The sequence below is a fragment of the uncultured Fibrobacter sp. genome, assembly GCF_937877005.1.
Taxonomy (GTDB): Bacteria; Fibrobacterota; Fibrobacteria; order Fibrobacterales; family Fibrobacteraceae; genus Fibrobacter.
Genome location: NZ_CALEFV010000237.1, coordinates 1 through 13,182, shown reverse-complemented (window position 1 = coordinate 13,182; position 13,182 = coordinate 1). Strand labels below are relative to the sequence as shown.

At 51.5% G+C, this 13,182-nt stretch carries 11 protein-coding genes and 2 pseudogenes; 7 read left to right on the top strand and 6 right to left on the bottom strand.

Annotation, left to right across the window (positions count from 1 at the left end; genetic code table 11):
* The first annotated feature begins 16 nt into the window (after nt 1–16).
* The 5 genes from Q0628_RS10480 to nth are packed head-to-tail and all read left to right on the top strand — an operon-like array spanning nt 17 to nt 4,960.
* A complete protein-coding gene (locus tag Q0628_RS10480) occupies nt 17–2,464 on the top strand; it encodes a DUF3536 domain-containing protein (protein WP_298770808.1) in 2,448 nt (815 codons plus the stop codon).
* Nucleotide 2,465: 1 nt separating this feature from the next.
* Nucleotides 2,466–3,008, top strand: coding sequence for a hypoxanthine phosphoribosyltransferase (hpt, locus tag Q0628_RS10475; protein WP_298770805.1), 543 nt, complete (start codon nt 2,466–2,468; stop codon nt 3,006–3,008).
* Nucleotides 3,009–3,515: a hypothetical protein gene (locus tag Q0628_RS10470; protein WP_298770803.1), complete on the top strand. Its 507-nt coding sequence runs from the start codon at nt 3,009–3,011 to the stop codon at nt 3,513–3,515.
* On the top strand, nt 3,512–4,300 hold the full coding sequence (gene cysE / locus Q0628_RS10465; RefSeq protein ID WP_298770801.1) for a serine O-acetyltransferase: 789 nt from the start codon (nt 3,512–3,514) through the stop codon (nt 4,298–4,300). Before Q0628_RS10470 ends, cysE begins: the two co-directional genes overlap by 4 nt.
* A gap of 33 nt (nt 4,301–4,333) precedes the next feature.
* On the top strand, nt 4,334–4,960 hold the full coding sequence (gene nth, locus Q0628_RS10460; protein WP_298770799.1) for an endonuclease III: 627 nt from the start codon (nt 4,334–4,336) through the stop codon (nt 4,958–4,960).
* 6 nt (nt 4,961–4,966) lie between these two features.
* Here nth and Q0628_RS10455 read toward each other — a convergent pair whose 3' ends face one another.
* From Q0628_RS10455 to Q0628_RS10430, 6 genes and pseudogenes are all read right to left on the bottom strand, one after another.
* Nucleotides 4,967–5,905, bottom strand: a complete 939-nt coding sequence (locus tag Q0628_RS10455) for a UDP-glucuronic acid decarboxylase family protein (protein ID WP_298770797.1) — start codon at nt 5,903–5,905, stop codon at nt 4,967–4,969.
* A 24-nt stretch (nt 5,906–5,929) separates the two neighbouring features.
* Nucleotides 5,930–6,757, bottom strand: coding sequence for a type III pantothenate kinase (locus tag Q0628_RS10450; protein WP_298770795.1), 828 nt, complete (start codon nt 6,755–6,757; stop codon nt 5,930–5,932).
* A gap of 35 nt (nt 6,758–6,792) precedes the next feature.
* Nucleotides 6,793–7,173: pseudogene (locus tag Q0628_RS10445) on the bottom strand (Na+/H+ antiporter NhaC family protein); the annotation flags it as partial.
* 180 nt (nt 7,174–7,353) lie between these two features.
* Nucleotides 7,354–8,217, bottom strand: a complete 864-nt coding sequence (gene nadC, locus Q0628_RS10440) for a carboxylating nicotinate-nucleotide diphosphorylase (RefSeq protein WP_298770791.1) — start codon at nt 8,215–8,217, stop codon at nt 7,354–7,356.
* An 87-nt stretch (nt 8,218–8,304) separates the two neighbouring features.
* Complete coding sequence (locus Q0628_RS10435; protein WP_298770789.1) at nt 8,305–9,756, bottom strand: sugar transferase; 1,452 nt, start codon at nt 9,754–9,756, stop codon at nt 8,305–8,307.
* A gap of 55 nt (nt 9,757–9,811) precedes the next feature.
* The gene (locus Q0628_RS10430; protein ID WP_298770787.1) at nt 9,812–11,101 is read right to left on the bottom strand and encodes a homoserine dehydrogenase; all 1,290 of its coding nucleotides are present in this window, start codon (nt 11,099–11,101) and stop codon (nt 9,812–9,814) included.
* Between the two features lie 83 nt (nt 11,102–11,184).
* Here Q0628_RS10430 and Q0628_RS10425 point away from each other — a divergent pair, with 83 nt between their 5' ends.
* Both Q0628_RS10425 and Q0628_RS10420 read left to right on the top strand, forming a co-directional pair.
* Complete coding sequence (locus Q0628_RS10425) at nt 11,185–12,357, top strand: sugar transferase (RefSeq protein ID WP_298770785.1); 1,173 nt, start codon at nt 11,185–11,187, stop codon at nt 12,355–12,357.
* 47 nt (nt 12,358–12,404) lie between these two features.
* Nucleotides 12,405–13,182: pseudogene (locus Q0628_RS10420) on the top strand (glycosyl hydrolase); the annotation flags it as partial.

The following is a 13,182-nucleotide window of genomic DNA, read 5'->3' as shown; positions in this document are numbered from 1 at the left end:
CGCCTTTGCCCATGAGGTGGATTACCCGCTGGTCATCAAGCCGGATAACGGCCACGGCATCACCGATGCCTGTAAACTCAAGAATGATGCGGAACTGGAAACCTTCCTCAAGCGCTGGGATCCGGCCACGCCCTATCTGATGGAGGAATTTGTCCGGGGCGAGGTGAACGCCTATGATGCCATCATCGACGAAAACGGCGAGCCGGTCTTTGAAACCGGCATCGTCACGCCCATGTCCATCATCGATATCGTAAACAACTACGACTTCATGAGCTTCAACATGGGCCCTACCCTAATGGGATGGATCCGTACAAACACGCCAGATACCTACAGGCGCATTCAGGAAGCCGACAAGAGGAGCGCCGAACGCCTGAACGGTCACGGAAACGCAATCGCCCAGGTATACAACCATATCATCATGCCATTAGCCTCAGCCGAAGATAAGAGGACGCAAATTCGCTGGGGCATCGAAGACTTTAAATTCCACTTTGGCCGCATGCCCGAAGCCATGTGGCTCGCTGAAACGGCAATCAACTTCGAGACGGTCGTCGAACTCATCAAGGCAGGAATCAAGTTTACCATCCTTTCCCCGACGCAAGCGGATAAATTCCGCAAGTTCGGCGAAAAAGAGTGGACTGGTTGCAGCAACACGGACATTGACACAACTCGCCCCTACCGCGTTTACCCGCGAGACAAGGATGGAAATCTCGTCTGCGAAGGTTATCTGGACGTATTCTTCTACAACCCTTGGCTTTCTTCGGCAGTGGGTTTCGAGCATCTGCTCCGTAATGCGGACACATTCGGAAATCGCATTCGCGACGCCTGGGACGAGAAGCGAGAAGCCCCGCAACTGGTAAGCATCGGCACTGATGGTGAAAGCTACGGTCACCATGAACCCTTTGGCGACATGTGCGCCGCCTGGCTGTACAACCACTATGCCCCCGAACACAACATGGTGCCGGTAAACTACGGCTGGTACCTTGAAGAGTTCCCCCCCGAACATGAAGTGATGCTCAAGAATTTCCACAGCGAAGGATGTGCCTGGAGTTGTGCTCACGGCGTTGGCCGCTGGTACCGAGATTGCGGCTGTTCGACTGGCGGCGGCCCGGACTGGAACCAGAAATGGCGCGGTCCACTTCGTGACGCATTCAATCATCTGAAGAAACTCGCCGACGATGTTTTCGTTCGCGAATTTGAAAAGATTTCCAGCGTGAATCCGTGGGAAGCTCGCAACCGCTATGTTGAAACACTTGTCGCCCCCGAAGACGAATCCCGCATAAAGATGTTCCTCGACAGCATCGTCAAGAAACCTGACGACGCTGACATATGTGCCAAGGCAATCCGTTTACTCGAAATTCAGAAGTTTTGCCTATTCAGTTTCACGAGCTGCGGTTGGTTTTTCAATGACATCGAAGGTCTTGAACCGGTGCAGAACATGCGTTACGCACTGCGCGCCATGGAACTGCTCGAGCCATTCTTGCCCTTCGGTCACCACATCAAGAACGAAGTCATCAGCATTCTCGCACGTGCTACGAGTAACGAACACAAGTGGAACGGCGCCGAAGTCTTCACGCGCTACGCCGAAGAACAGGTTCCTGTCGTCGTCAAGGAAATGGCAGAACAAGCGGCAATCTTCCATCTCAACCTTGAAGACGATTCCGAAAAGAATGGTAAGATCGTCGCAACGAAAATAGCCTCCCGCAGGCGACAGACTCTAGTCCGCACCGAATACTTCGACAAGTTCATCAACGAACGCCGTATCGCTACGGTACTTGCCATTACCGACATGCTTGGCCGCATCAACCTCGTCGTTTGCGATGGCGAAAACGAACAGAACGGCCTCAAGTTCGTCGAAAATCCGAATTTGGATACAAAGGAACTGCAGGACCTCTATCCGACGGCCTACGTGGTCCGCATGCGCAACCTCATGAGCGATTCACTCAAGCGCATCAACCAGATTTCAACAAAAAAATATCTGAACAGCCTCACTGAATCGTTCTCGAGTTTTGCTCTCTCGCACGGTCTTTCAATCGATAGTCTCGCCGACCCCGACCACACGCTGCCGGATACAATGCGCAAAATCCTTTCGCTCGAAATCAACTCCAAGATACATCACCTTGCCCTCGCGTACATGGAGAAAAATGATTCCGGAACATACGAAGAAATCCATGCCCTAGTTGAAGAAGCGAATGCACTACATACGCATTTCTCTTTCGGCGGCACAGGTCGCATGTTCCACGCCAAGCTAGTCCAGCTCATTGATTCCGTTTTCGAAAGTTTCGACACGGAAGCTGTCAAGCACATCACGGGCCTCATCACGGTCGCCGACTGGCTTCATCTGGAAATTGACAAAACTACACTTGAGAACAAGGTTTTCCCCGCCTATCAGGAATTTGTCAGGCATCCCACAAGCAAGATTGCGGCCCTCAAGCCAATGTTCGTCTGGCTAAACTTCGAGGTCTAACATGTACAAGATGTCGGACAAGCCGCTTCTTTCTGCAGAACAGATTCGGACGCGCGTCGCTGCTCTCGCCCATGAAATCAGCGAGAGTTACGACTACGACATTTTGCTTTCCGCCCTGACTGGAGCGTACATGTTTACCGCCGACTTGAGCCGAGAATTGGCCAAAGCCCAAGGTAAGGCTGCCTCCACGAAGGAAATCGCCTTTATCAAGGCATCAAGCTACGGAAACTCCACCAAATCTAGCGGAAACCTACAGGTCCGTGGACTCGAAAAGATTGATCTTGCCGGGAAAAGGATTCTCCTGGTTGACGATATCGCCGACACGGGAACAACCCTGCTGGGACTTTCCAGGATGCTCTGCGAAAAAGGTGCTAACGTGCGTACCTGTGTCTTGTTAAACAAGCAGGAACGTCGAGAAGTCGAATTCCATGCAGACTACATCGGTTTTGAAATAGCAAACGAATTTGTTGTCGGCTACGGCCTTGATTACGCTAACCATTATCGAATGCTTCCCGAAATATGGACGCTACAGGAAACAAACTAAATGGCAAAAAACGATTTTGATGATGTCCGGCTCCATGCTACGCAGACTTTTGAGGCCGTTGAACGCAGCTACAATAAGATTGGACGTGGCAAACGCTTCCTAATCAACCTAGCCGTGTGCATTCTTTTCTTTATCGCTGGCTTTATCGTCTGCAATGTATTCAACAGCGTTCCAACCGAAGGTGCCATTGAACGAGTAGCAGCACAACCCGACATGGTGAACAAGTGCAAGTACCGCTACGACCGAGCCATGGAATACGCCATCATGCACGAATGCGTTTTCGCCCAAGGCACTCCCCGCAACGAGACAGCCCTTATCCAGCGAATCAACTACTGTACCTGCGCCCTCGAAAGCGTGCAAAAGAAAAAGCCCTATCAGAAGATGTTCGAGAACAACCTCGTAGACTTCACCTTCAAGATTCGCGAAGAAAACCTTTGCAGGGCAAACAAGAACATTCCCACCCTAGATGATGACGACGATTCCGCGAAGGACAAGGGTAAAAAATGAAGATAGAGGAAATAGAAAAACAACTCCGCGATGAAGCATCGGAACTTTTGGCAAAAGAACCTCTCTCAAAACTGATGCTAGAAGAACAGGTCCTTAGTCGCAAGGGTTTTGCTGAAATGCTAGCCGTCACGCTCGCATGCCAGCTAGCCGGTGAAGTCATCGACCGCACGGAACTCGAAAAGATGTTCAGCGGTATCTACCAAAAATATCCCGATCTTTTACAATGCGCAGCAAAAGACCTGAAAGCGACCGTACTCCGCGATGCAGCCTGCACGAGCTATCTGGAACCGCTACTTTTTTTCAAGGGTTTTCAGGGACTACAGGCCTACCGTGCCGCCCACATTCTATGGGAAGAAGGCCGCCCTTTCCCCGCCAAGATGCTCCAGAGCATCATCAGCCGTAAATTCGGCATGGACATCCATCCTGCAGCAAAAATTGGGCATGGCCTTTTGATTGACCATGCGACAAACATCGTCATCGGCGAAACGGCCATTGTTGGAAATAATGTCAGTTTCCTCCATGGAGTCACTCTTGGTGGCACAGGCAACGAAGTCGGCGATCGTCACCCCAAAATCGGAAACGGAGTCATGCTAGGCGCCCATGCCCAGCTTCTCGGAAACATCCATATCGGTGATGGCGCAAAGATCGGAGCCGGCGCGGTCGTCGTCAGCGATGTACCCGCCCATACGACTTACGCGGGCGTCCCCGCCGTTCAAGTCGGCAAACCTCACGATGAAACTCCGAGCTTCAGTATGCAGCAGGACTTCACGCGCGACTGTGAATAGGCTGTAGGCCGTGATTAGAAGCTCCTCGAAAAAATGAAAAAAAATGATAAGATAAAATTCATCAGTGAAACGCTCGACAGGCTGTTTCCGAACCCACCGATTCCGCTGGATTACTCTGACCCCTACACGCTCCTGGTCGCAGTCGTATTGAGCGCACAATGCACCGACCTCCGCGTAAACCAGGTGACCAAGGAACTTTACAAGAAGGCGCAATCTCCCAAGGCCATGATGAAACTCGGCATCGAAAAGATAACCGAAATCATCAAACCCTGCGGACTTTCCACTACCAAGGGCAAGAATATTTTCAACTTGTCCAAAATTCTTGTCGAGAAATACAACAGCGAGGTTCCGCAAACATTCGAAGAACTCGAGAGCCTCCCCGGAGTCGGCCACAAGACCGCAAGCGTCGTGATGAGTCATGCATTCAAGATTCCCGCGTTCCCCGTGGACACACACATCCATAGGCTAGCCAAGCGCTGGGGACTATCGAACGGGACTTCCGTTGAACAGACTGAAAAGGATTTAAAGAAAGCCTTCCCCGAAAGTGAATGGGAGATGCGGCATCTGCAAATCATCTACTTCGGACGCACCTACTGCAAGGCAATGGGCCACAAGCCCGAAGAATGCCCCATCTGCAAGGTTGTCGGCTGCAATCAATAGAATCTACTAGCCGTTATTCTTCAGAAGTTCCTCGAAATAGACAATCGTTTTCTCGAGGCCCTGACGCAGCGGGATTGTCGGTTCCCAACCGAGAGCTGACTTGGCAAGGCCAATATTCGGGCGGCGCATCTTAGGATCGTCGCCCGGAAGCGGTTTATAGACAATCTTGCTCTTGGAACCCGTCAGGTCAAGTACTTCCTTCGCAAGTTCAAGCATAGTGAATTCACCAGGATTACCAATATTCACCGGACCAATAATCTTATCCTGGTTCATCATGCGAACGAAGCCCTCAATGAGGTCATCTACATAGCAGAAGCTTCGAGTTTGGCTTCCATCGCCATAAATAGTAAGATCGTCACCCTTGAGCGCCTGAACAATAAAGTTTGAAACTACACGACCATCATTGGGCAACATGCGCGGACCATAGGTATTGAATATACGGACAATGCGGATATCCACCTTATTCTGGCGATGATAATCCATAAAGAGTGTTTCGGCGACTCTCTTGCCCTCGTCATAGCAGCTGCGGATACCGATGGGATTCACATTTCCCCAGTAATCTTCCGTCTGCGGATGAACCGCCGGATCACCATAGACCTCGCTGGTGCTCGCCTGAAGGATTCTCGCTTTCACACGCTTCGCCATACCAAGCATGTTGATGGCCCCCATTACGCTCGTCTTGATGGTCTTCACCGGGTTGAACTGGTAATGGATAGGGCTCGCGGGACAGGCGAGATTGAAGATGCGATCCACTTCTAGGAGAATAGGTTCCGTCACATCATGGCGAATTAGCTCGAAACGGTGATTGTCGCGCAAATGGTCAACATTTGCCAAGCGGCCCGTAAAGTAATTATCAAGGCAAATCACCTCATGCCCGTCATTCAGCAGACGTTCGCACAAGTGACTTCCCAGAAATCCAGCACCACCAGTAACTAAGCAACGCATCGCGGCATCCTCTCTTATTTAAGCTTATTCGTCCGAGTCCTTCTCCAGTTCGGCGGCGGAGTTGCCATGGAGAGCCACCAGGCGCACACCGTTCAGAGTCAAGTACGGATCGTAAGTATCAATCACCTTGCTGTGTCCCATGACCATTCGTCCCCAGCCACCCGTTGCAAAGACAGGAACCTTCTTCTTTCCCATTTCGGACTTAATCTTTTCAACCAGGGCCTCAAGTTCCGCCATAAACCCGTACAACAGACCCGCACGAATCGCATCGTCGGTATTGTTCGCAATTACGTGGTCGGGCCATTCAATACTCACCGGCAATAGTCGCGCAGCCTTCTCGGTCAAAACATCGAGGCTCGCACTGATTCCCGGAATAATAATACCGCCCGCAAAACCGCCATTCTTCATCACATCAAAAGTAGTTGCCGTCCCCATATCTACGACAATCGCATCCTTGTAACCACGATCGCGGAGAGCGATGATGTTGCAAAGCCGATCTGAGCCGAGTGTTGCCGGATTCGGGTAAGCAATGGGACAACCCAGGCAGTTTTTCGAACTGACAACCTGCACTGGGCGCTTCAACAGAGTCTGCAATGCCTTGATCCAGGGGCGTTCATGCGCGGGCACCACTGTCGAGAGGCCCACATGCGTAATCGTCGAGGGTTTAATCTCGGAAAAACGGACGAGACCGCCAATACGATTCATCACCTCGTCACTTGTGGTTTCCTTGCGGGTGGTAAGCCTCCAGTGATCCACCACCTTATCGCCCTTAAAAATCCCCAAAACAGTGTGGGAGTTGCCCACATCCACCACAAACGAGAACGTATCCGTCTTTTTCAAATTCTTTTTCATGTACAAATCATTGTTTGCTCAATAAAATAGCAAATTCATCCTACTGTATTTTTCTTGACTAGCAGAGCGCCCCCGACAATCAGCGCAAGGCCTATGGCGAGCGAAAGTACCGCGCTTCTCGTGAATCCCGCCACGATATAGCAGACAAAGCTCACGCAGGCTACCGAAAGCGCATAGGGCAACTGCGTATTCAGGTGGTTCACATGGTTACAGTCCGTGCCTGCACTCGCCATAATCGTCGTGTCCGAAATCGGCGAAATGTGGTCACCGCACACGGCACCCGCCATCATGCATGCCGAAATAGAAATAATCATCAGGTTCGGATCGACGCTCGAGAACGCCGCCACCACAATCGGAATCAAGATGCCGAACGTCCCCCACGAGGTTCCCGTAGAGAAGGCAAGTCCCACGCCGACGAACAGCGACGAGTAAGCCTCCTTGGTTATGAGGGCAAGGACAATTGCCACGACAGAGGGCACCAGCGCCCAGAATGTTCCATGAAAATAGGATACAACTTCAGCGGCTTGTTGTTCCATAAAATACTCCTTGGGTTTCCAAGGAATATAAAAAAACAAGCCTTATATGGTTTTAACCTGCTAGATACGCATCGAGATGTCGAGCGCCTTCACACTATGCGTGAGCGCACCGACCGAGATGTAGTCTAGACCGAGTGTAGCGATTTCCTTCGCGCGTTCGAGCGTCATGTTGCCCGACCCTTCGACCAGGCACTTGTCGCCGCTTTCCTTGATAATCTTGAGTGCTTCGGCCATCATCTCGTTGCTCATGTTGTCGAGCATGATGACGTCGACGCCCTTGTTCAAAAGGGCGCGCAGCTGATCGAAGTTCTCGACTTCCATCTCGACCATCAAATTCTGCTTGTTGTTCTTCTTCACGACCTCGAGCGCCTGGAGCACGCCACCTGCTGCAGCAATGTGATTATCCTTCACGAGCACCATGTCAAAGAGTCCCATGCGGTGGTTGGAGCCGCCACCCACGCGAACGGCGTATTTCTGCAAAGTACGGAAACCGGGAACCGTCTTGCGGGTATCGAGCACCTTCGTCTTGCCGCCCTTCAGGGCTTCCTGGAAGGTATGCGCGACGGTCGCCACGCCGGAAAGTTGCTGGATAAAGTTCAAAAGCGTACGTTCGCCCGTCAAGAGTTCGTGCGTCGTGCCGTCCATTTCGGCAATCAGATCGCCTTTCTTCACGACATCGCCATCTTTCTTGTGGAGCATCACCTTCACATTCGCCTTCAGTTCCTGGAACACGAGTTCAATCACCGGAAGGCCTGCAAGCACGCCATCTTCCTTGGCAATCAGGCGGGCATGTTGCTTCTGATCGGCAGGAATCGTCCATTCGCTGGTTACATCGCCCGTGCGCACGTCTTCAGCAAGCGCCAAGCGAATCATGGTCAAAGCATCTTCGGTAGGAAAAACTGGTGTAGAATTATCGCCGTACATAACTTAGTACCTATTGTTAAAATGTGTAGTGTGTAGTGTGTAATGTGGAATTATTCTTTAGTCACTTCACATTTCACACTTCACACCCTACTGTGCTCCTTTTCCGGTCAACACCACATAGACCGTCCGCACCAGAATTTGGAAATCTAGAAGCAGGCTCATGTTCTCATAATAGTACATGTCGTACTGCAACTTAATCTTCACATCCTCGGTGCTGGTGTCGTAATGATGGCAAACCTGCGCCCAGCCTGTCAGACCCGGCTTCATCTTGAGTCGACTGATATAAAACGGGATTTCTTCTCGAAGTTTGCTAATGAACACGGCTCGCTCGGGACGCGGCCCCACCATGCTCATATCGCCTTTAAGCACGCATAAAATTTGCGGAAGCTCATCAATACGGGTCTTGCGCAGGAACTTGCCTATTTTCGTGATGCGCGGATCGTCCTTGGTAGCCCACTGTGCACCAAATTTTTCGGCATCCGTCCTCATGGTACGGAACTTGTAGACCATAAACGGCTTCCCGTAAAGTCCAATACGTTCCTGCGAATAGAAAATGGGACCATGGTCATCCAGCTTAATCGCAATCGCCGCAAGTACGCAGATCGGGAAAGAAACCAATCCGAGAATTCCGCCGAAAATGATATCGATGATACGCTTAACTCGAACCTGCCAAAGGGGCATCGTAAAGGCAAATAGTTCCTGAAGTTCAAAACCATAGACAAGGTTCGCCTTGAACTGTCCATGAATAACGCTATAAAGTTCGGGAACAAGATATATATGTACCGGCTGATCGCAAACCCACACAAGCACGCGCATAATTTCCTGCGGAGAGGAACTGTCGTGTGCGATAATTATTCCGGTCACCTTAAGTTTCTTAATCAAGGCTGGCAGGTCTGAATACTTTCCTAAAACGGGAGCCCCCGCAAACTCATGCTCTATGACCTGAAAGCGTTCATCCACAAAGCCAACCACCCGCTGACCACGCTGAGGAGTTTTAGCAAGTTCCTCCGCAATTTTACGGCCAGCTTCTGTCGCACCCAGCACCAATATGTTGTTCGCCCCATACCCCATACGCAACAGACTACGTAAGAAGAGGTAGATGAGCATTCGCCACAAGGCCACCAGGAACAGGGCAAAGCCTCCGTAAATAAAAATCCATGGGAATCGGGAGCCATAAAGGTATCCTTCTCCCAACGGAGCGTTTGACATTACCTTGCTGATAAATTCCGCTCCGAACAGAACCGCGATAATCAGGACAATTCCAATCAGTACCGCGCGGACGACACGGAGAATCTGATGAGTCCTTGATAACAGGAGCCAGGAGCGGTAAAGCCCCGCACAGGTAAACAACAGAATCCAGCCAATGTTCAGGACCAGTCCCATGTAGGCATAGTCCGCAAACACCTTGTTCGGATCATACTTATCCGCAATCCAGCCACTATGGAATTGCACCCAATACGCCAGGACGAAACAAACCGTCATGGCGATAAAGTCCGAAAGGACCAACAGGATCCGTTCCAATGTAGTTGCACGAATCATAACAACCCTAAATTACCAAATTGCAGAGTTTCTGATTTTTCGTTTTGCGCCGCTTTTAGGCGAGGAAACGAATCACCTGGCTCTTTTCGACGATTTCGGGCAGGGCGTCGATGGCGTCCACCGCCTTCGAGGTCTTGCAATCCTGGGTCTTTTCGGTAATCACCACAATCGAAACCTTACCCGGATCCTTCACGTTCTTCTGGATAATGGTTTCGATGGAAATCTTGTTTTCGGCCAGGATGCTGGTAATCTTCGCGAGCACACCGCATGCATCACGGGAAGTGAAGCGCAGATAGTAGCGGGCCGAAGTTTCCGAAATCGGGACGAGCGTCGCGGAATTGTCGACGTTGAACCAGCCCATGGGGAGCGCCTTGCGGCTACCCTGGTCCACGGAGCGGGCCATGGAAACGAGGTCGGCTACCACAGCAGAGGCGGTCGGCAAGCGGCCAGCACCAGCGCCAGTCTGAACCGTTTCGCCCAGGTTGTCGCACTTGAGGTACACGGCATTGATCACGCCGTTCACGTTCGAAAGCAGGTTCTCGTTAGAAACGAAGCACGGATGCACGCGGGCGTCCACGCGGTCACCATCGCGGTGATAGATGCCGAGGAGCTTCACGCAGCAGCCAAGTTCCTTGGCGAATGCGATATCCTGGGCGGTAATTTTCGAAATACCCGTCACGTGAATCTTTTCGAAGTCCACGCGCTTGCCGCTGCAGAGGCTAGCGAGCAGGGCCGTCTTGTGGGCGGAGTCGATACCTTCGATATCGAAAGTCGGGTCCGCTTCGGCAAAGCCGAGCTTCTGGGCATCCTTCAGCACCACGTCGAAGTCCAGGCCTTCGTCGGCCATGCGGGAAAGGATGTAGTTGCAGGTACCGTTAATGATGCAGCTCAGGTGTTCCACCGTAGAGCCGAGCAGGCCTTCCTGCAGGCTACGGATGATAGGAATGCCACCGCCAACAGCGGCTTCGAACAGCACATGCAGGCCGTTCTTGGCTGCAAGCGGGAAAATTTCATGACCGTACTTGGCGAGGAGGGCCTTGTTGGCAGTCACCACGTGCTTGCCATTTTCGAGGGCAGCGAGAATCCACTTGCGCGGCATGTTGTAGCCACCGGCAAGTTCCACAAGCACATCGATATCGTTACCGGCAATCATTTCGTCGGCGTTGGTCGAAACCTTGTAGCCCTTCGCCTTGTACGGGGCAACTTCTTCTTCGGACTTCGCGCAGATGCAGGCAAGCTGCAGTTCAACGCCAAGCTTTTCCTTGTATTCGTCGATTTTCTGTTCGAGAATCTGAATAACACCGCCACCGACGGTTCCAGTACCAATAAGTCCAATACGCAGCATAAGGCGTCTCCATTTTAAATTTTCGGGAGTAAATTTAGTAAAATCTTCCTACTTTCAATGGTCTACTTGCTATATTTGCCGACATGGAACAGGAATCGGTCAATCCGGCAATCGGCTCAATTCTCGACGAGCAAAAGCTAAAGAACATTGTCTATCCGGCAAAGCTCTTCAGAACGCGTTTGAACGAAGAATTTATGCGTGCGAACCGCACCCGCAAGCCATTCCTGTACATCAAGATGTATTCGCACCAGTACGACTTCTTTGGTTGGGGCAGCCCTAACAAGACCGTCGAGAACACCTGGCGAATCAGCATCTTGACCATGTTTTCGCACTTGCGCTTTATCGATGTGCTAGGCTACCTTTCCGACGGTAGCGGTCTTGGCATCATATTGCTGAATTCCGACCTCTCGGTCCTGGAATCCATCCGCAAAGAAATCCTGCACAAGCTAAACGATGCGGGGCTGATACAGACATTGCGCATCAATCCCAAGAAGCCTATTTTCGAAGCCTACATCTACACGGGCCTTCAAGAAAAAGAGAACTTGGAACTGGAAGGCAAGATTAGCGACTTCAACAGTACAAACGGCAGATTTTTCTCGCTGACGCGACTGAACCTCGACCACATTTGGGAACATCCTCACACCATCCGCTACCGTCACATGGTGAAGCGGGTCGTGGACATTTTCTGTACAAGTCTCGCCATCGTCCTCTGTTCCCCCCTGCTTCTATTCTGCGCGCTCGCCGTCAAGGTAAGTGATCCCAAGGGGCCAATCATATTCAAGCAGACTCGCGTCGGCAAGAATGGTAAACTCTTTACCATGTACAAGTTCCGCAGCATGTATGTCGATGCGGAAGAACGCAAGAAAGAACTCATGGCCATGAACGAAACAGGCGGAAAGACTTTCAAGATGAAGAACGACCCGCGCATCTATCCGTTCGGCCGTGTGCTGCGCAAGTTCAGCCTAGACGAACTCCCACAGTTCTTCAACATCATCAAGGGCGACATGTCTATCGTGGGGCCGCGTCCGCCGATTCCTTCCGAAGTGGCGGAATACGAGCCCTGGCATCGCATGCGCCTCTCGGTAACTCCAGGTCTTACCTGCATCTGGCAGGTCAGTGGACGAAGCAATATTTCATTCGAAGGTCAGATGCGTCTCGATAACGACTACATCAAACGCAACGGAAAACTGACCGACGACTTTTCGCTCATCCTCAAGACCTTCAAGGTCGTGTTCAAGGGTGACGGAGCTTACTAGTTGATGATTGTGTTTTTGGGGGTTGGTTGGTAAAAAAGGACTAGTGTATGAAAAAAAGATTCATAGCAACAACCCTAGCGGTCAGTACAATTGCAATGGCCGCAAGCATTACCGTCGACCCGAATTCTACCAAGCAAGAAATCGTCGGTTTCGGCGGCGGATCCGTTTATTACCAGAGCTGGATTACGGCACTTGCCGACAATAACAAGCAAGCCCTTTTTGACACGGCCTTTACGGGATTGAACCTTTCCCTTTTGCGCGTAGGCAACTGGCTCCAGGCCGATACCGCCAAGGTTAGCCAAGACGACATCGAAATCGTACAGGCCGCAAAACAGCGCCTCGGCAACCACCTGAAAATCGAGATGTCCAGCTGGTCTGCACCGGGCAGCCTCAAGCCGAGCGGCAGCGTGAACGGCAAGGACGGTTCAAGTTCGGCCGACAACTCCCTGAAAAAAGTCAGCGGCGACGCCTACGGTTCCTACGCCTATAGCGACTTCGCCGCCTGGTGGAAAAAGAGTCTCGAAGCTTACAAAGCCGCAGGCATCAGCCCCGACTACATCAGCCTTCAGAACGAGCCGGACATGAACGCCGACTACGAAGAAACCCTGTTCACTCCCACCGAAACAGACACGTCGGCAGGTTACAAACAAGCTTTAAATGCGGTCTATGACGCCGTGAAGGGCCAGACCAAGATTTTGGGTCCCGAACCGCTCGGCATCGGCTACAGCAACTTCCAGAAGTACGCCAAGGAACTTGACGAAAACAAGCTGGACGGTTACGCCTACCACCTGTACCACGCAGGCGATGGAAACGACAATTACGGCA

What these genes read in the sequence shown, in the direction of transcription:
- nadC (WP_298770791.1), bottom strand. Translation starts at nt 8,217, where the DNA reads ATGTACGGCGATAATTCTACACCAGTTTTTCCTACCGAAGATGCTTTG.
- Q0628_RS10455 (WP_298770797.1), bottom strand. Translation starts at nt 5,905, where the DNA reads ATGCGTTGCTTAGTTACTGGTGGTGCTGGATTTCTGGGAAGTCACTTG.
- cysE (WP_298770801.1), top strand. Translation starts at nt 3,512, where the DNA reads ATGAAGATAGAGGAAATAGAAAAACAACTCCGCGATGAAGCATCGGAA.
- nth (WP_298770799.1), top strand. Translation starts at nt 4,334, where the DNA reads ATGAAAAAAAATGATAAGATAAAATTCATCAGTGAAACGCTCGACAGG.
- Q0628_RS10450 (WP_298770795.1), bottom strand. Translation starts at nt 6,757, where the DNA reads ATGAAAAAGAATTTGAAAAAGACGGATACGTTCTCGTTTGTGGTGGAT.
- Q0628_RS10435 (WP_298770789.1), bottom strand. Translation starts at nt 9,756, where the DNA reads ATGATTCGTGCAACTACATTGGAACGGATCCTGTTGGTCCTTTCGGAC.
- Q0628_RS10425 (WP_298770785.1), top strand. Translation starts at nt 11,185, where the DNA reads ATGGAACAGGAATCGGTCAATCCGGCAATCGGCTCAATTCTCGACGAG.
- Q0628_RS10470 (WP_298770803.1), top strand. Translation starts at nt 3,009, where the DNA reads ATGGCAAAAAACGATTTTGATGATGTCCGGCTCCATGCTACGCAGACT.
- hpt (WP_298770805.1), top strand. Translation starts at nt 2,466, where the DNA reads ATGTACAAGATGTCGGACAAGCCGCTTCTTTCTGCAGAACAGATTCGG.
- Q0628_RS10430 (WP_298770787.1), bottom strand. Translation starts at nt 11,101, where the DNA reads ATGCTGCGTATTGGACTTATTGGTACTGGAACCGTCGGTGGCGGTGTT.